A 19,506-nucleotide genomic window follows, 5' to 3' on the forward strand; every position below is an offset into this window, starting at 1 on the left:
TAATTAATTTGTTTATGAGGATAAAAGAAGAGGAGAAAGAAAATGAGTAAATTAACTTTAGTTACTGGTGGATGTAGAAGTGGGAAAAGTAAATATGGAGAAAATCTACTTAAACATACTGATGATGTATTATATATAGCAACAGCTATAGTAACAGACGATGAAATGAAGCACAGAATAGAAAAGCATAAGGAAAGCAGAAATAAAAAGTGGCAAACCTTAGAAAGTTATAAAGACTTACATAAAAAAATAGAGAGATTTACTGAAAGATATATTTTTTTAGATTGCGTTACTATAATGACTACCAATTTAATGTTTGAAATCACTACAAATTACGATAATATAAGTGATGATGAAATAGATAAAATATGTGATAGCATAAAGAATGAATTTACATTATTCTTAGAAAAGTGTAAAGAGTTAGATAAAGAAGTTGTATTAATTACCAACGAAGTTGGATGGGGATTAGTGCCTGAAAATAAATTATCTAGAATTTTTAGAGATATTCAAGGGTTTATAAATCAGCATGTAGCAAATATTTGTGATGAGGTATATTTAGTTTGTTGTGGACAAGGATTAAAAATAAAGGGATAGACGAGGAGCAGAGTTATGATTAAAAATTTGATAATTTTAGCTATAATAGCTATTATGGTATTAGGAGCCATAGGAAAAGAAAAGATTTTCTTTAATAATTTTCTTTTACTATTCCAATTTATAACTAGAATACCGGTAAATATATCTTTGGCTTGTGAGAAAGAAAACTTTAAAAAAGCTACTTTATATTTTCCCGTAGTAGGAGCCATTCTTGGGGCTATTGAATATTTAATTTTTTATATTACATCTATATGGTTGCCATTACCTATGGTTGCTATAATTACAGTTATAGTTGGAATATTTATTACAGGTGGACTTCACATGGACGGACTAGGAGATACCTGTGATGGATTCTTTTCTTTTAGAAGTAGAGAGCGAATAATTGAGATAATGAAGGATAGTAGAGTAGGTTCTTTTGGAGTATTAGCCATGATTATAGATATAGCAGTTAAGGCTTTAGGAATATATTATATAGGAACAAAATCTATAGGTTATATGATAATAGTAATACCAATGATAAGTAGATTATTTACTGTATTTATTGCTTTAATAGGAAAGTCAGCTAAAAAAGAAGGTACTGGGAATTTTTACATTGGAAATACTAATGGTATATATTTTACAGGAGCATTAACTCTTACTTTACTTATTGGAAGTTTATTCTTTAATATTAAATATATTATTATACTTTTACTTGGCGGACTTATAGTTACTATAATATTTAATTTGTTTTGTAATAGCAAAATAGGAGGGCATTCTGGAGATACCCTAGGTGCCAATAATGAAATTGTTGAGCTAGCGTTATTTATACTAATTAGTAGTATGATTTTTTAAGAAAATAATGGTTATCTATATATTTTTAAATCTGGTATTGATATAATTATAATATTGTTTAGAAAATTGTATATAATTAATATTGTAGTTTGCATCTTGAATTTTAAATTTAGGATGCAAACTTAATTTAAATATTATATTACTTAAATGTTAGCTCAGTAGAGAGTTTTATATTTTTGAAAATTAGAATATTATATTAGAATTAAATATAATATAAAAATAAATATTAATTATGATTATAATTAATAATAAGCATATAATTATTGTTATTTGGAGGCAAGATTTATGAGTATAAAAATAATAACAGATAGTACTAGTTATATACCAAAGGAGCTCATAGAAAAATATGATATTACTGTAGTTTCTTTAGGTGTTGTTATAAATAATATAGCTAATAAAGAAATAGAAATTGAAAATGATAAGTTTTATAAAACCTTGGAGAAGTTAGATAGTATACCTACTTCATCTCAACCAAGTGTAGATGATTTGTTTAATAGCTTTGACCAGGTTATAGGTGAAGGACATGAAGCATTAGGAGTTTTTATATCATCAGAAATGAGTGGTACATATGCTACTTGTAATCAACTAATAAAAACAATGATAATGGACAAATATCCTAAGGCTAGGATGGAAGTTATAGATTCAGCATCTAACTGTATGCAAATGGGATATGCAGTTTTAGAAGCAGCAAAACTGGCTGAGGAAGGTAAATCTATGGAGGAAGTTATAGCTGGAGTAGAGGCTATAAAGAGTAAGAGTAGGTTTTTATTTGTACCAGATACTTTAGAATATTTGAAAAAGGGTGGTCGTATAGGAGGAGCAGCCGCTTTATTTGGAGCACTTCTTCAAATTAGACCTATACTTACTGTAGAAGCTGGAAAGACTTCAGTTTTTGATAAAGTTAGAACAAAACAGAAGGCAATACTTAAAATTATAGAAAAATTGCAAAAGGATATAAAAAATAGAGGACTTGGACAGGTAATAGTTCATCACATAAACTGTGAAGAAGAAGGAAGGGCTCTAGCTAATAAAATCAAAGAAATATTAGGTATAGATGTAGATATACAATGCATTGGGCCTGTGATAGGCTGTCATGTAGGACCTAAAACTGTAGGAGTTGTTTATTATACTGAAAAATAAGATTGATATTTAAACATTAATAAAATTTATTTTATAAGGAGATGTTAAAGTGGATATTAAATCAAGAATTGAAAGTTTAAGAAGTTTAATGAAAGAAAGAAGTATAGACGCTTTTATTATTCCAAGTTCAGATAATCATGGAAGTGAGTATGTAAGTGACTATTTTAGAGTGAGACAATGGATTTCAGGATTTACTGGATCTGCTGGAACTGTTGTTATAACGGAGAAAGAAGCTCATTTATGGGTAGATGGAAGATATTTTCTTCAAGGAGAACAACAAATTCAAGGTACAGAATACATACTAGAACGTATGGGTGAACCAGGTGTTAAAACCTATACACAATGGATCTGTGATAATGTGAAATCAGGAGATACTGTCAGCTTTAATGGAAAGGTGTTTACAGTTTCTCAGCTTCATGATTTAGAAGAAGCTTTTGAAGAAAAGGGGATTAAAACAAAACCTGAAGAAGATATTTTTGATATTATCTGGAAAGATAGGCCAACTATGCCTAATAATAAAATATTTATTCATGAAGATTCTTATGCAGGAAAAACTGTAGAAGAAAAGTTAACTTTAGTAAAAGAAGAAATGAAAAATATTAATGTAAATAACTTATTATTAGCATCTTTAGATGATATAGCATGGCTTCTAAATTTAAGAGGCGGAGATGTGGAATGTAATCCTGTATTCTTAAGTTATTTCTTAATTAGTGATGACAAGTATATTCTATATGTAGATAAGGAAAAATTAAATGAAAAAATTATAAATCTATTAAGTAGTAAATCAATATCTATAAAAGATTATAATGACATAGTATCAGATCTTAAGTTAATTAAAGGAAATATAACCTTTGATCCAAGCAAAACTAATGTATGGCTTAAGGAATCTATAAATAAAGAAGTTAACACAATAGAAAAAAGGAATATAACTACGGATTTAAAAGCTAGAAAAAATTCTGTAGAGCTTAAAAATATAGAAAATGCCCATATAAAAGATGGAATAGCTATGGTAAAGTTCATAAAGTGGGTAAAAGAAAATGTAAATAATGAAGAGATAACAGAAATATCAGCGGCTGAAAAACTAAAAAAACTTAGAGCAGAAGGTGAGGATTTTATAGACATAAGCTTTGATACCATTGCGGGATATGGTCCTCATGGAGCTATAATTCACTACAAAGCATCTGAAGAGTCTAGTCTGAAACTACAACCAAAAGGATTGTTCCTAGTAGATTCTGGAGCTCAATATTTAGATGGAACTACGGATATTACAAGAACTATAGCCCTAGGTGAACTTACAGAAGAAGAAAAGGAAGATTATACTTTAGTTTTAAAAGGACATCTAAATCTATCTACAGCAATATTCTTGGAAGGAACTCCGGGATGTAGTCTTGATGTTTTAGCAAGAAGAGCTCTTTGGAGCAAAGGATTAGACTTTAAACATGGAACAGGACATGGAGTTGGCTATTTACTTAATGTACATGAGGGTCCACAGGGGATAAGAAGAGAATTAAATCCAATTGCTTTAGAAGAAGGCATGATAGTATCTAATGAACCTGGAGTTTATAAAGCTGATAAACATGGGGTAAGAATTGAAAACTTAATAGCTGTTCAAGAAAAAGAAAAAAATGATTTTGGAAAATTTATGTGCTTTAAAGATTTAACTTTATGTCCTTATGAACTAGATGCAATAAATATATCTTTGCTTAATGAAGATGAAAAATCTTGGTTAAATGATTATCATAAAAAAGTATTAGAAAAGTTAAGTCCCTATTTATTAGAGGATGAGGTTTTATGGTTAAGAAATGCAACCAAAGAGATTTAAAAAAAGTAAGAAACCACAATGGATATTTGTGGTTTCTTATTTTTCTTACATATTTATTTTATTATGGTGAAAAATAAAATAAGATTACTTATTTAATAAGTAATTAGATAAAATTAAGTTTTTAAACTTAATTTAGCTACAAAGGAGGAAAAATAATGTCATCAAAGAAAGGTAGTACAGAAAAGTTATCTATCACAGCACTGATATTAATGATTTTTACATCTGTATATGGCTTTAATAATATGCCCAGGTCATACTATTTAATGGGGTATGGTTCAATACCCTTCTTCATTATAGCTGCAATATTATTCTTTATTCCATTTGCATTTATGATGGCTGAATATGGAGCCGCATTTAAAAATGAAACCGGAGGAATATATTCATGGATGGAGAAGTCGGTAAATGCTAAGTATGCATTTATAGGGACATTTATGTGGTATACGTCAACGGTAATATGGATGGTTAATGTATCTTCTGGAATATGGGTAACTTTATCTAATGCAATTTATGGTACAGATACAACTAGTACATGGAGTATATTTGGTTTTGGAGGGCGTCAAACTCTTGCCATACTTGCTGTTCTTTGGATTATATTTGTTACCTTCGTGTCAACTAAGGGGATAGAAAAAATTAAAAAGATTACTTCAGTAGGAGGTACAGCTGTAGCAGCACTTAATATATTGTTAATACTAGGTTCCATAGTTATATTAATAGGAAATGGTGGAGAATTAGCACAACCTATAGTTAATTCTACAACTTTCATATCATCGCCTAACCCAGCTTATCAAAGTTCAATATCAATATTATCATTTATGGTATTTGCTTTATTTGCCTTTGGTGGTATTGAGGTAGTTGGAGGATTGGTTGATCAAACAGATGAACCAGAAAAAAACTTTCCTAAAGGTCTTGCTATATCTGCTATAATCATAGCTGTTGGATATGCAGTAGGATTATTCTGTGTTGGAATATTTACAAATTGGGATGCTATACTTGGAACAAATGGTAAGTATGGAGATATAGTTCACATGGGAAATGTAGGTTATCTTATAATGAATAATTTGGGTTATCAATTTGGAGTAACCTTTGGAGCAACTGAAGCTATTTCAGTACAAATTGGTAACTGGATAGCTAGATTTGTTGGATTATCAATGCTACTTGCTCTTACAGGAGCGTTCTTTACTTTAACATATGCACCACTTAAGCAATTAATAGCAGGAACTCCTAAGGGGTTATTCCCCGATTCAGTTGCAAAAATGAAAAAAGGTATGCCTGTAAATGCAATGCTTATTCAGGCTATAGTAGTAATAATTATGATTTTATTAGTAGGATTTGGTGGAGAAGCTATGGAAGAATTCTTTAGTATTCTTGTAGCCATGACTAATGTAGCTATGACAATTCCATATATGTTCTTGTCTGGAGCATTTATATCATTTAAAAGAAGAGCAGGAATACAGAAACCTTTCCAAGTTTTCAAAGGTAAAGGATTTATAATACTCGTAACTATTGTAGTAACAGCTACAGTTGGATTTGCTAACTTTTTCTCAATAATTGAGCCAGCTATGAATGGAGATATGGCTAAAACTATATGGAGTATTGCAGGACCAATATTCTTTTCAATAGTTGCCTTAGTACTTTTTGCTAGATATGAAAAGAACTTAAAGAAAAATAATTAAGAAAAATTTGCATTGAAGAATATGTTCTAAAGATTATAAAGTTCAGATAAATAATATCTGGACTTTATTTTATAAAAACATTTAAATATAAAATTTATTATTATAGAAGTTTTAATATGTCTTTTATTTTGGTGAAAATTTTATAAACATTTATTTATATTTATCAAATTTATTTATAAATTATAAACTTAGCTAGACAATACTTAGGTATTGAGTAATAATATTAATATCAAGTGAAACTTAGCTTAGAGGGAGTTTTATCTCCATTGAAGTTTAGTTGAACATATACTCAAATAGTCAGTAGCTCTAGTTGATGACATTATTATTCCTTACATAGTAGCTAACCACAGTGTTAAAGCAGCTAGGCTCTATATAAAAAGTTAAATTAAACAAAGAGGTGGAACGGTTGAATAAAATCATAGGAAGCAAAATTAAAGAACTTAGAACTAATAAAAAGATGACATTAAAGGAACTAAGCGAAAAAACATCTTTATCTACTGGGTTTTTATCTCAATTAGAAAGAGGTCTTACCAGTATAGCTACAGATTCTTTACTTAATATAGCAGAAGCTTTAGATGTTGAATTATCTTACTTTTTACTATCAACTAGTAAGAGGAGAGAAAGATTTATACAAAAGAGTTACGAAAGAGATATATATAAAATAGATAATGCCCTTCATATTAATTATGTATTATCAAATAATCCTGAAGATAAAACTATATTGCCTAGATTAATTGAAATATTGCCTACCAATACAGAGGAAAATTTAAATACTTATCAGCATGAAGGTGAAGAATTTATATATGTATTAGAAGGAATTATAACTTTATTCATAAATGATGAAAAGCAGTATCTTTACCCCGGTGATTCAGCACATTTTAAATCTTCTATTAATCATAACTATGCAAACTATACTAATAAAATATGCAAAATTTTAGTTGCAAGTGTTCCTAATCCTGCAGCAACTAGCAAAAGTAACATCATATAAAATATAGACAAATGTCATGTATGACTAAATAAAATAAGGAGAGTGAATGAATTGTCTTTAAAAAAACAGATGAAATTCCTTCAGCAGTGTGAAAACAATTTAGGTAAATTGAATTTTTATCTAGATATTACAGACAGTAAGATTACCTGTGAACCCTGCTTAATGGTAAAGCATTATTATAACTGGTGTGTTAAAAATATATTTAGAATAGATGTAAATGAAGTAAACCTTACTGAGTTTTTTAAAAAAATTATAGAAAAGTTAGATTATAAAGTAATTGGGAATATGGAGTATGAGGATTTTAGAAATCTTATAGTATCATACTACTCACTAGGAGAAATATATTTTGAGAGAAAAGAATTTGAATTGTCAAAGGATTACTTTTCTAAAGTAATAGAGGTTATGGAGGAATTCTTAAAAAGTGGAAATAAATTTCAAACTGAAGAAATTCAATGTAAAAGTGGAGTAGTATTTTTTGAACTATTAATGTGGGCAAGAAAAAATCTTGGTGATATGGTTGAAGTTGAAGAAGCTTTATACTTATATGAAAGTATAATTGGAGAAGAAGAAATATTATACATACAAAAAAACTATTGCGTATATAGAGCAAGTAAAGAATTAAACATTATAGATAAAGCAAATGAGGCAGCTAGAAATGTAATAAAAATATTATCTTCATTTAAAGGAATAAATATAGATGTTGTAGAGTATTTTACAACAGAAAAATCTTACTCTAATGCCATAGATATCTCAATAGAGGAATATTGTAAGGATAGTAGCCCTCATTGGATAAATGCAATGAATACTATATGCACAAAAGCACAATCCCTAGATATAGAATGTGTAGATAAGATTATAAAGTTCTGTAATATATTAATGGAAGAGCTTAAAATTGTAGAATGGAGTACTTTAATTTTAAGCTTATACAAAGGTATCAGACAAGAGGAAGAACAACTTATTAAAGTATTAAGTTATCTAAGACAAAGTTTTAAAATTATAGATTATAAACACGGAGATTTTATAAATTGTTCTCAAGCAGTATGTGTGTTAAATGAAATTTATGAAGATATAAGAATAAGAAAGTATAAAGAAGTATTTTTAAGAGAGTATGAATTTGACTTTGCGTTTTATTTAATGAATGCTGCGGTTCAAAACAATAATTATGAAAAAGCAATTGAAACTTCAACTAAGTTATCTTCCATAATCAATATATTTAATATAAATAAGGAGCTACTTAATTATATAGAAGAATGTAAAGAAATATCTATAGATGGAACTAAAAGGGAAAACTATAATTTAAGAGAATATCCTTGGCTATACTTATATAATAATGTAAAAGATATATGTACAAGCTATGGTATAGAATCTAAATTTGATACTAGTGACTTTATTAGAAGTAGTAGTAAAAAAACAATAATAGGTATTAATGCAATTCAAGATAGAGAGGTAGAAGAAACTTTAAACAATATTGTTGGAGAAAAGATCTTTTTACAAGATAAGGATATTGTGTTTATTAGCAATAAACAACTTGAGTTAAAATCATATATTAAAGATTATTATAGTTGTGAAGTTATTACAAAGAATAATTTATTAAGAGATCCTAATAAATGTATTATAACTTATGATAAGTCTATTCATGGTAAAATGGCAGATAAAAATATTATTGTAATAGATGGTCATAAAGAGTTAAGGGATATTGATGTAACTTATATTAAACATATATTGGAAGATTGTAACAATTCTATATTGGCTATTCTTATTAATACAAAAAGTAGTGATTATAAGGCTGAAGCATTAAGTTATAATAAAGCTTTATTGGAAAATATGCTAGATTATAAAAGAGAAATTATATTATTTGACCAAAAAGACTTTTTTGATTCTAGAGAGTTATTAGAAACACTTATAGGACAAACTTCAGAAAATATAATAAATATGAAATTTAATGACTTTAAGACCAATATAAATAAAACTTTAGATGGAATTAGAGAAGACATAAAATTTAAAAATGCAGTTTATAAGGAAAGAAGATATACCCTTAAGGAATGTGTATCAGAATATATAAACCTAGCAGATGAAGTTAAATCAAACTATAATGAATTTCTTACAAAAATTCAGGGTGATATAGAGTTTTTAGGAAAATATGCTGAAGAAAAGATATCAATAATTATCCCTGATCTCATAGAAAAAAAACTAGATGCTATAGATGACTTAGAAGAAACTTCAACACTAAAGGATAAGGCTGAAAAGATATTTAGTGAAACTATTGTAAATTGGTGTAATAAAAATATATATGATTTAATGTTAGAGCAATTTGAGGTTTATATAACTAAGTATTCAAAGCTCTATGGATACCATCAAGAGACTATAGAAAAGATAAAGGATAATAGAGATACTGTAATATCTGCCTATGGTGATTTTACAAGTAAAATTAAACCCATAGATATAAAACCACTTGAAGAGCTACTGAAGGAATTTTTAGTATTACATGATGAATTCTTAAATAGTATTAATTATGAAGTTACTGTAATACCAAATGAGAAATTCTTAAGTACAGTAGCTGGTGGAATTAAGGTAATGTTTATGAAGTCAGAAGAAAAGGCAGAAAGTACTAGAATAAAAATTAAAAATCAAGTCATAGAAAATAAGGATAATATTGCTGCTATATTAAGCAATAATATAATGGAAAACTTAAGAGGACTTTCAGACAAGTTAAAGGAAGAAATAAAAGATATATTTGAAGGAACTCTAAATGATATTACAATAGATAAAAATATAGTTGAGCAAGCAGAGATGGATATGACAAAATCTCATGAAGAGATTACTAAAAAGAATGAGGAATTAGAAGTTCTTATGAAATTTGTAGATGTAGAGGTATTAAAATATATCAAACAACTTGATCATAATATGGTATATAATAATAGTAAATGCTATAAATTAGTTTAAAAAAATGGCTATGGGACTACCATAGCCATTTATTATTCTTTTATTTCATAATTATTATTTGTAAGGGTAAATGCTTTTTTAAAGCCATTAGTTAGGTATAGTTCATGGTTCTTAGTTATAAAAATTGCCTCAACATCATCTAATGAGTTAATAAGTTTTAAACCTTCATCTACCCCAAGGGCAAATAAAGTAGTTGATAGAGAATCACCATCTATAGAGTTATTAGATAATATAGACACACCTAAGATGTTGTTGTCATATGGATAACCTGTATCTGGACTTAGAATATGGTGATAGTTTTTACCATCTTGCTCAAAGTATCTTTCATACACTCCAGAGGTTACAATAGATTTATTACTAACACTTACAAATCCAATAGTATCACTACCGGATTTTTCAGGGTTTTGAACTCCTACCTTCCAAGGGGTACCATCTATCTTGTCACCGAGTACATAAATATTACCACCTAAATCAATAATTGCACTGGATACTTCAGCATTTTTTAGGATTTTAACTATTTCATCAGCAGCATACCCCTTTGCAATTGCACCTAAATCTATAATCATATTGGAATCTTTTAAAAATATACTTTTTTTTGATTCATCTATTTGAATTTTATTATAATCAATTAAAGCCTTTTTTTCATTAATTTCTTTTTCTGAGGGAAGCTTAGCATTATCTGTACCAATTCCCCATAACTTTACCAAAGGTCCAATAGTGATATCTAGTGAACCACCAGACAGTTTAGAATATTCTAGTCCTTTTTTTACCACATTAAAAGTATCATTACTAACCTCAACAGGTTCTATTCCTGCCATATTATTTACTTCATCCAATTCGGTATTAGACTTACTTATACTTAATATATTTTCTAGTTCTCTTAAACGAGCAAAAGATTCATCTATTATAGTTGTATCACTTTTATCATATATGGTTATGGTACACACTGTACCAATGACTAGCTCTGTTTTACTAATTGGCTTAATAGGTAATCTTTGATTTGCACATCCTGCAACAATAATAATAGTTATAAATAGAACTAAAATGCAAGAAAGTTTTTTAAAAAGTTTCATAGGGACCTCCTTAGTTATATGCATAGTAATATAAAGTTTTAATATTTAAATAAAAAAATTTATATATTGTTAAAACATTATTAAAGTGAATTATATCTTTATATTAATAATAACATTATAATTTATTAGGTGAAACTTTTAAATATAAAATACATAGAATTTTTTAAACTAGTAATAACTATATAAATATGGAGAAATAAATATAAGACTTCAGGATATCCTAAAGTCTTATTACTATACTATTTATGAAAATACTATTTTTTAGCTTTAACTACAGCAGTTTCAGTTTTACCATCATTTGCATGTTGGATAGCTGCATCGGCTAAAAGTTTAAAATCATCTCCAGAAGTAGTTGCTCCAGTTATTGCATCAACTGTTGCAGGGTCTTGTTTCTCTACAAGAGCTTCTGCATATTGAGTTGAGAACTCAACAGGGCCAATTCCAGATACTTTTGTCATTTTTTCTTGATATTCGGCATCTTTACTCTTTAGATCTCCAGATTCATTTACATAGTCGAATTTAGCATCAGTGATTTTTCCATCAGCAACTGTAATTTCAACTTGTCCTTTCCAACCGTGATCATCAAAAGTGTCAAATTCAGATTTATAGCTTCCATCTTTCATTCCTTTTGAACCACAACCAACTAACATTCCAGCAGTTAAAACTACTGAGGATAATAAAGCTAGAACTTTTTTATTCATTAATGTTACCTCCTAAAAATATTTCTAGTTTAAGAAACATACTATTTTTATGATTTAATTATAAACTAAACTAAAATAATAGTAAATATATTTCCAGGAAAATTGTTAAAAAATTATTTACAATTTATGATTAAAGTTAACATTAATAACATAAAAATACATCAGAGTATGTATATTGTTATTATAGGTTAAAGATTATTTTTCTGAAATTTTTTAATCACTAAGGAATTTAGGTGAACATATTGATATAATAACAATAAAAGATTAAAATTACTTTGTTTAAACTATTGTTGGATAGGAGAAGAATGAATATGAAATTAATGAAGAGAATGGATATAGTAATAATTGTAGTGTTACTAATAGTGTCATTTATACCTTACATTATGCTAAAAAATTATCAGAGTAATTATAAAGGAATAAATTATGCTGTTATTTCTATAGATGGCAAAGAGACAAAGAGAGTGGAACTAACCACAGGGTTAGATGAAGAATTTACTATTAAATCTTCCTATGGATTTAATCGAGTTGTAATTCATGAAATGAAAATAGGAATTGTAGATGCAGATTGTAAGGATGAAATATGTGTAAATGAAGGATTTATAGGAGCGGTTGGAGAAAGAATAGTATGTCTGCCTAATAGGTTAATCATTGAAATAGTAGGGGAACAAAAGAGTAGTGAAGGGGAAGATGTAATTTCTCGTTGAGGTGAAGAAAATGAATAGTAAAGAAGCTAGTAAAAATATTAGAAAAATGATATATATATCCCTATTAGTAGCAATGTCCATGGTGCTACACATATTTGAAAATATGATACCAGTACCATTTATAACTCCGGGCACAAGACTAGGTCTTGCTAATATTATTACGGTAATAGCATTATACACCTTAAGTTATAAAGAGACTTTTTTAGTTATGTTTTTAAGAATTTTGCTTTCCGTAATGTTTGGAGGAAGTATATCTAGATTAATGTATAGTTTATCTGGTGGGATTTTAAGTTATATATTTATGGTATTTGCAAAACACCTTGGAAAAGAAAAGATAAGTATTGTAGGAGTAAGTTGTGCGGGGGCAGTATTTCATAATGTAGGACAATTACTTGCAGCATCACTAATAGTAAAAACCATGAGTGTTATGCTCTATTTACCTGTTATGAGCGTGGCAGGGATAGGGACTGGCATATTTGTTGGAATTACAGGCAATTTTGCAGTAGAACATTTAAAAAAAGTTTTTGGTGTAAATAACAATTGGTTTTAAAATAAGTTTAATTAAAATAGCTAAAATGGATATAAATATATTAAATAAGGATATAGTTACACTTAATAGATAGAAACATAAAATAATGTATTTTATTTAGGAGGAAAAATATATGAGAGTTGATGAAGAAATACTCAATTTTGCATTTAATAGTTTAAATGAATACATTGTAGTAGTTAATGAAGATGGAATTATAACAATGATGACAGATGGATACAAGAAGTTTTTAGGGTGTAAAGAACCAGAGGGTAAGCATGTAACTAAGGTTATTCCAAACACAAAATTACATCTTATAGCTAAAAATGGATTTAAAGAAGTTGGAGATATTCAAGAGGTTAATGAACATAAAATGATATCTATGAGAGTTCCTATAATAATTAATGGAAAAATTAGAGGCGCCATAGGTAGAGTTATGTTTAAAGATATAGATAATTTTAAAATATTAAGTAGTAAGATATCCCATTTAGAAAAAGAGGTTCAATTTTATAAAAATGAACTCACTGTAGAGAATAAAGCAACCTATACTTTTGATAAAATTATCGGAAATAGCTCAAGCTTCTTAACTGCTATAAAATTTGCTGAGAAGATTGCAAGAGGAGATTCATCTGTATTAATTACAGGGGAGAGTGGTACAGGAAAAGAATTAGTTGCACAGTCCATACACAATAGTAGTAAAAGAGCCAGAAAACCCTTTGTTAAAATAAATTGTGGAGCTATACCAACAGAACTATTTGAATCAGAAATGTTTGGCTATGAAGAAGGAGCATTTACAGGAGCGAAAAAAACAGGAATGAAGGGTAAATTTGAGCTTGCAGATGGAGGAACTATTCTTTTAGATGAAATAGGAGATATGCCTCTTTTTATGCAGGTGAAGTTATTAAGAGTTCTTCAAGATAGAGAAATTGTAAGAGTTGGTAGTAATGATGTAAAAAAGATAGATGTTAGGATTATAGCATCTACCAATAAAAACTTATTACAGTTAACTCAAGAGGGTAAGTTTAGACAAGATTTATACTATAGATTAAATGTTATGCATGTTAAGCTTCCAGCACTAAGAGAAAGAATTGAAGATGTGGGACCACTTGCAGAGGCATTAAGAGTTAAGCTATGTAATAAGTATGGAATATATAGTGAAGGTATATCAGAAGAAACCTTGGATTATCTTAAATGTTATAACTGGCCAGGTAATGTTAGAGAACTAGAAAATGTTATTGAAAGAGCAATAAATTTACTTAATACAGAGCTTAAAATATTACCAGAGCATTTACCCGCAAAGATATTAGATTGTAACAAAAGAAAGGTTGATTATGAAAATAAACAACTTAAAGATATAGTAGAAGAAATAGAAAAGCAGGTAATTACAGAAACTCTAGAGAAACTTAATGGTAATAAAAATGAAACTGCTAAGGTTTTGGGTATTAGTAGGCAAGGTCTTTATAAAAAAATGAAGAGGTTTAATATGGAACTTTAAAAAAAAGTGTAAACTAAAGCACACATGTAAANNTTTACATGTGTGCTTTAGTTTGGAGAATTAACCCTTTAAATAGATTAAATGTATTAATAAATGATGAAAAAAATCTGCTAATTATTGATTTTGCTTTAGGTGATTTATTTAACATTGAAGTTATAATATTAACAAAGATTTGTTTAAGGAAAAACCGTAAACTGTAGTTTACAGTGTTATTTTCCCTAATTCACGAGAAAGTAGATATTTAGGGGATTGTAGAAGTTGGCATGGAAACTGCTATATAAATAAGAGTAATAAACATAGACTTTGTAACCCTATGTAGATATATAAGCAGGGGATAAAATAGTTTCTAACGTAACGAATTATTTAAAGAAAAAATTTTTAAGAAAAGGATGGAGTTAAAAATGAAAGAAGTTGTTATTGTAAGTGCTGCTAGAACAGCAGTAGGATCATTTGGAGGTTCATTATCAAAATTATCAGCAGCTGAAATTGGTGCTGTAGCTGCAAAAGAAGCAATAAAAAGAGCAGGAATAGATCCAGCTATTATAGATGAAGCTATTATAGGAAATGTTATAAGTGCAGGGCTTGGACAAAATGTTGGAAGACAAGTAGCTTTAAAGGCTGGTTTAAAAGAAGAATCTACAGCAATTAGTATTAATAAAGTTTGTGGTTCAGGAATAAAAGCTGTAACATTAGCAGCTCAAGCAATTAAATCAGGAGATGCAGATGTAATCCTTTGTGGTGGAACAGAATCAATGAGTAATGCACCATATGTATTACCAACATCTAGATGGGGACAAAGAATGGGTGATTCAACAATGGTTGACACTATGATTAAAGATGGTCTTTGGGATGCGTTCTATGATTATCATATGGGAGTTACTGCAGAAAACATAGCTGAAAAATGGGGTCTTACAAGAGAAATGCAAGACGAATTTGCTTTAAGTAGCCAATTAAAAGCTGAAAAGGCTGTAAAAGAAGGAAGATTTAAAGATGAAATAGTACCAGTTGAAATACCTCAAAGAAAAGGAGATCCAATTGTATTTGATACAGATGAGTTCCCTAAATTTGGTTCAACAATAGAGAAATTAGGAAAACTTAAGCCAGCTTTCAAAAAAGGTGGAACAGTTACTGCTGGTAACGCTTCAGGAATAAATGATGGAGCTGCTATGTTCATAGTTATGTCTAAAGAAAAAGCTGAACAACTAGGAGTTAACTATCTTGCAACTATAAAATCTTATGCATCAGCAGGTCTTGATCCACAAATAATGGGATATGGACCATTCGAAGCTACAAGCAAAGCTTTATCTAAAGCTGGATTAACAGTTGAAGATTTAGATTTAATAGAAGCTAATGAAGCTTTTGCAGCACAATCATTAGCAGTAGCTAAAGATTTAAAATTTGACATGAATAAAGTAAATGTTAATGGTGGAGCAATAGCTATTGGACACCCAGTTGGAGCATCAGGAGCTAGAATATTAACTACTCTTATCTATGAAATGATTAAGAGAGATAACAAAAAAGGTCTTGCTACACTATGTATAGGTGGCGGACAAGGAATCGCAATAGTAATAGAAAGATAAGTGAGAATCCAAATTTTATATTTGGGTATTCGAACTTACTCATTCGAACGCATGTGAGAAGGAGTGTCCTTACGAGCAAAGCGAGAAAAGAAAATCTTTGGTTTAACATTTCGAACGAATGTGAGAAGGAGTGTCCCTGCGAGCAAAGCGAGAAAAGAAAAATATTAATTAGCTATAACTTTTTAAGTATAAATAAAAAAATCAGTTCATTGTAAATTTACAATGAGCTGATTTTTTATTTTAGCTAGAATATTTCATGAAATACTACACAAGCTAATTTAAATAACATGAGAGGAGAATTTTATATGGAAAAAAGAAATCAGAGAAGAAAAGGAAATAAAAATACTTTTTTTACTATTATTGCTTTAATAGTTGTTTTTATTGTAGTGTATTTTCTATTTTATTACGGATATATGAAGCGTACCGTAAGTAGTTATGTAAATAAAATTTATCCTCAAGTTTTTGTAGAAGGAATTGAAGTGGGTGGTAGAACTAAGGAGGAATCTATAAAGCTTTTAAATGAAAAAAGCAAAGAACTTATCAATAATGATATTAAGGTAAAGGTAAAAGATAAAGAATATAAGATTGATTATGAAAGCTTAAATATAAAAAGCAACTTACAGGAAACTCTTATGGAAGCTTTGGATTATGGAAAGGATTTATCTGTAAGAGAAGGTTATAAGTTGATAAAAAATCCTAAAAAAGTAGATTTTGATATTGAGTATAGTTATAATACAAATTTTGTAGATTCATTGTTGGATGAAATTGAAAAAACTCTCAACAAGGAAGTTAAAAATGCAACTATCATCAAGGAAGATGGAAAACTAAAAGTAAGTGAAAGTTCTTCAAAAGAAGAAATAAATAGAAAAGATTTTATTTCTAAGGTTGAAGAAGTTGTAAAAAGTAATACTGAGAATAATAAAGGTGATGTTACTCTCAAATTGCCTATTAGTATTGAAAATCCAGAAATAAACACTGAAGATTTGAAAAGGATTAATATAATAATATCTAGTTTTAGTACAAACTTTGTAGGTGATGTTAGAGCTACTAATATTAAAGTAGCAACTGAAGCAGCAAGTGGTATAGTTTTAATGCCAGAGGAAGAATATAGTTTTAATAAACTAGTAGGTGAAAGCACTAAAGAAAAAGGATATGTAGAAGCACCTGTTATAAAAGATAATAAACTTCAACCTGAATTAGGTGGAGGTATTTGTCAGGTATCTACAACTCTTCATAATGCAATAATAAGAGCAGGAATTCTGCCTATGGAGAGAACGCATCATTCTATGCCAATAGGGTATGTTGATAAAGGAATGGATGCAACCATTTATTATAATGTTGTAGATTATAAGTTTAAAAATACTTTACCATATCCCATTTATATAGATGGTATAGTAGAAAATAATAAATTAACATTTAATATATATTCTTATAAAGAATTAGAAAATATAAAGTATGAAGTCATTAGTAAAGTCTATAAAGAAATACCTCAAAAGATAGAATATAAAAAGGACATAAACTTGGATGAAGGGGAAGAAATAGTTGAGAATCAAGGTAGTAAAGGTTATAAGATAAAGGTTTATAGAAAAACCTTAGAAAATAAGAAGGTAGTAAAAGAAGAGGTAATATATGATGAGATATATGAACCTGTAAATAAAATCATCAGAAGAAATGGATAGAGGTATAGGGAAGGAATTGCATATATACAATGCTTATGTTAAAATTTTACAATAGAAAATTATTATGTAATGAAATCGTAATAATAATATAAATGAAAATATGATTAACATATGATATAATTTATATGTTAAATCAATTTTTTAATTGTAAAATGAAAGGAATGTTACTATGGATATGAATCTAGAGAAGGGTGAGAATGGATCGAAGCTTTCACTAACCCCAGGGAATAAAAAATCTAATAAAAAAGCTAAGATCATAGCAATTTCTTCCGTAATAACTATAGTTCTTTTAGTATTTTTAGGTACAACAACATACATCCATACTACTGTATCAAAATATGAGAATTTAATTATGCCAGGTGTGCAGGTTGAAGGAATAGATGTAAGTGGTAAAGCCAAGGACCAAGTTGTACAAGAACTAAATAGTAAATATAACGACGAAATTGGGAACAGAAGTATTAAAATTAAAGCTGGAGATAAGGAGTATGATATTAACTACACTGACTTACATGTAGAGTTTAATATAGATGAAACTGTAAACGAAGCTTTTAACCATAATAGAGATCTTGGGTATTTAGATAAGTTTAAAGCAATAAAGAGTTCTGAAAAAAAAGACTTTCCAATAACATTTACCTATAATAACGAAATTATAAATACTGTTGCTAAAAAAATGGAAAGTGAAATTAATGTTGCTAAAAAAGATGCGACTATAGCAAAATCAGGTTCAGGATTTAACATTACTGAAGAAGTAGTTGGTAAGACTTTGGATGTACAAGCATTAGTTAAGGATATAAATGCTAAAGTATCAGAAAGTAAAGCAGGAAACATAGAAGTAACTGCAACTATAAAAAAAGAGGTACCTACTAAGACAAAAGAAAAATTATCAACGATTAACACTAGAATTGGAACCAAAACTACTAACTTTGGAAGTTCAGATTGGAGTAGAAGTACCAATATATCACTAGGAGCTCAAACTGTAAATGGTATAGTACTAATGCCAGGAGAAAGTTTTAGTTTTAATACTACAGTGGGTGACACTACAGCAGATAAAGGTTATCAACCAGGAGGCGTTTATGTAGGAAATAAGGTGGAGATTGGATATGGAGGAGGTATTTGCCAAGTATCCTCAACACTTCACAATGCAGTATTAGACTCAGGAATTCTTCCAGATCAAAGATTAAATCATAACATGGCAGTAGGATATGTTCCGTTAGGACTTGATGCAACTATTGCTTATGGAGGAATAGATTATGTATTCACAAATCCATACAAATATCCAATATATATTGAAGGATATACTAGTGGTGGAAATGTAACCTTTAATATATATTCTAACTCTGCAGCTAAGGGTGGAAAAACATATAGCTTTAACTCAGAAACCTATGAGACCATTCCTGTAACAGTAAAATATGAGGATGATCCAACTTTACCTATAGGAACAGAAAAGGTTACTCAGAATGGATCTCAGGGATATAAGGTTAAGGCATATAGAACTACTTATGAAAATGGTAATGTAGTTTCAACAGAGCTTATGAATACTGATACTTATATACCACTACCTAAAATAATAAAAAGAGGTACTAAAAAAGTAGAACAAGCTCCTGTTACCAAACCAGCAGAAAAACCAGCAGACAAGCCGGCAGAAAAACCTGCTGAAAAGCCAACAGATAAACCTGCAGGTAACTAAAATTATGATAAAGAAATGAAAGAAAAAATAAAGATATTTATTCTTGAATAATCAATACCCTATAGATAGA

The 19,506-nt window shown here is 28.8% G+C and carries 15 protein-coding genes; 13 read left to right on the forward strand and 2 right to left on the reverse strand.

Annotated features, from left to right (window positions below; translation table 11 throughout):
* The first annotated feature begins 42 nt into the window (after nt 1-42).
* The 7 genes from cobU to B3086_RS16220 all read left to right on the forward strand — a co-directional run bounded on the left by cobU (nt 43) and on the right by B3086_RS16220 (nt 9,991).
* Nucleotides 43-594, forward strand: coding sequence for a bifunctional adenosylcobinamide kinase/adenosylcobinamide-phosphate guanylyltransferase (gene cobU, locus B3086_RS16190; protein WP_346847411.1), 552 nt, complete (start codon nt 43-45; stop codon nt 592-594).
* A gap of 15 nt (nt 595-609) precedes the next feature.
* Nucleotides 610-1,425, forward strand: coding sequence for an adenosylcobinamide-GDP ribazoletransferase (gene cobS, locus B3086_RS16195; protein WP_346847412.1), 816 nt, complete (start codon nt 610-612; stop codon nt 1,423-1,425).
* 285 nt (nt 1,426-1,710) lie between these two features.
* A complete protein-coding gene (locus B3086_RS16200) occupies nt 1,711-2,565 on the forward strand; it encodes a DegV family protein (RefSeq protein WP_346847413.1) in 855 nt (284 codons plus the stop codon).
* Nucleotides 2,566-2,614: 49 nt separating this feature from the next.
* Nucleotides 2,615-4,387 carry an aminopeptidase P family protein gene (locus tag B3086_RS16205; RefSeq protein WP_346878523.1) on the forward strand — a complete coding sequence of 591 codons (1,773 nt, stop codon included), beginning with the start codon at nt 2,615-2,617 and terminating at the stop codon, nt 4,385-4,387.
* A gap of 155 nt (nt 4,388-4,542) precedes the next feature.
* Nucleotides 4,543-6,060 (forward strand): glutamate/gamma-aminobutyrate family transporter YjeM, encoded by a 1,518-nt coding sequence (gene yjeM, locus B3086_RS16210; protein WP_346847415.1) that lies wholly within the window; start codon nt 4,543-4,545, stop codon nt 6,058-6,060.
* Between the two features lie 406 nt (nt 6,061-6,466).
* A complete protein-coding gene (locus tag B3086_RS16215) occupies nt 6,467-7,048 on the forward strand; it encodes an XRE family transcriptional regulator (RefSeq protein WP_346847416.1) in 582 nt (193 codons plus the stop codon).
* Nucleotides 7,049-7,099: 51 nt separating this feature from the next.
* A complete protein-coding gene (locus B3086_RS16220; RefSeq protein ID WP_346878524.1) occupies nt 7,100-9,991 on the forward strand; it encodes a hypothetical protein in 2,892 nt (963 codons plus the stop codon).
* Nucleotides 9,992-10,023: 32 nt separating this feature from the next.
* Here B3086_RS16220 and B3086_RS16225 read toward each other — a convergent pair whose 3' ends face one another.
* Both B3086_RS16225 and B3086_RS16230 read right to left on the reverse strand, forming a co-directional pair.
* A complete protein-coding gene (locus tag B3086_RS16225; RefSeq protein ID WP_346847418.1) occupies nt 10,024-11,064 on the reverse strand; it encodes an FAD:protein FMN transferase in 1,041 nt (346 codons plus the stop codon).
* 254 nt (nt 11,065-11,318) lie between these two features.
* The gene (locus tag B3086_RS16230; RefSeq protein WP_035135094.1) at nt 11,319-11,765 is read right to left on the reverse strand and encodes an FMN-binding protein; all 447 of its coding nucleotides are present in this window, start codon (nt 11,763-11,765) and stop codon (nt 11,319-11,321) included.
* Nucleotides 11,766-12,076: 311 nt separating this feature from the next.
* Between B3086_RS16230 and B3086_RS16235 the strand changes: the two genes are divergently transcribed.
* The 6 genes from B3086_RS16235 (at nt 12,077) to B3086_RS16260 (ending at nt 19,436) form a co-directional block, all read left to right on the forward strand.
* Nucleotides 12,077-12,469, forward strand: coding sequence for a NusG domain II-containing protein (locus tag B3086_RS16235; RefSeq protein WP_346847419.1), 393 nt, complete (start codon nt 12,077-12,079; stop codon nt 12,467-12,469).
* Nucleotides 12,470-12,479: 10 nt separating this feature from the next.
* A complete protein-coding gene (locus tag B3086_RS16240) occupies nt 12,480-13,019 on the forward strand; it encodes a Gx transporter family protein (RefSeq protein WP_035135090.1) in 540 nt (179 codons plus the stop codon).
* 112 nt (nt 13,020-13,131) lie between these two features.
* Nucleotides 13,132-14,490, forward strand: coding sequence for a sigma-54 interaction domain-containing protein (locus B3086_RS16245; RefSeq protein ID WP_051824230.1), 1,359 nt, complete (start codon nt 13,132-13,134; stop codon nt 14,488-14,490).
* Nucleotides 14,491-14,891: 401 nt separating this feature from the next.
* Nucleotides 14,892-16,070: an acetyl-CoA C-acetyltransferase gene (locus B3086_RS16250; RefSeq protein ID WP_346847420.1), complete on the forward strand. Its 1,179-nt coding sequence runs from the start codon at nt 14,892-14,894 to the stop codon at nt 16,068-16,070.
* Between the two features lie 305 nt (nt 16,071-16,375).
* Complete coding sequence (locus tag B3086_RS16255; protein WP_346877300.1) at nt 16,376-17,749, forward strand: VanW family protein; 1,374 nt, start codon at nt 16,376-16,378, stop codon at nt 17,747-17,749.
* 169 nt (nt 17,750-17,918) lie between these two features.
* Nucleotides 17,919-19,436 carry a VanW family protein gene (locus B3086_RS16260; protein ID WP_346893912.1) on the forward strand — a complete coding sequence of 506 codons (1,518 nt, stop codon included), beginning with the start codon at nt 17,919-17,921 and terminating at the stop codon, nt 19,434-19,436.
* The last annotated feature ends 70 nt before the right edge of the window (nt 19,437-19,506 follow it).

It is taken from the genome of Clostridium sp. UBA871, from assembly GCF_002295255.1.
Taxonomy (GTDB): domain Bacteria; phylum Bacillota; class Clostridia; order Clostridiales; family Clostridiaceae; genus Clostridium_J; species Clostridium_J sulfidigenes.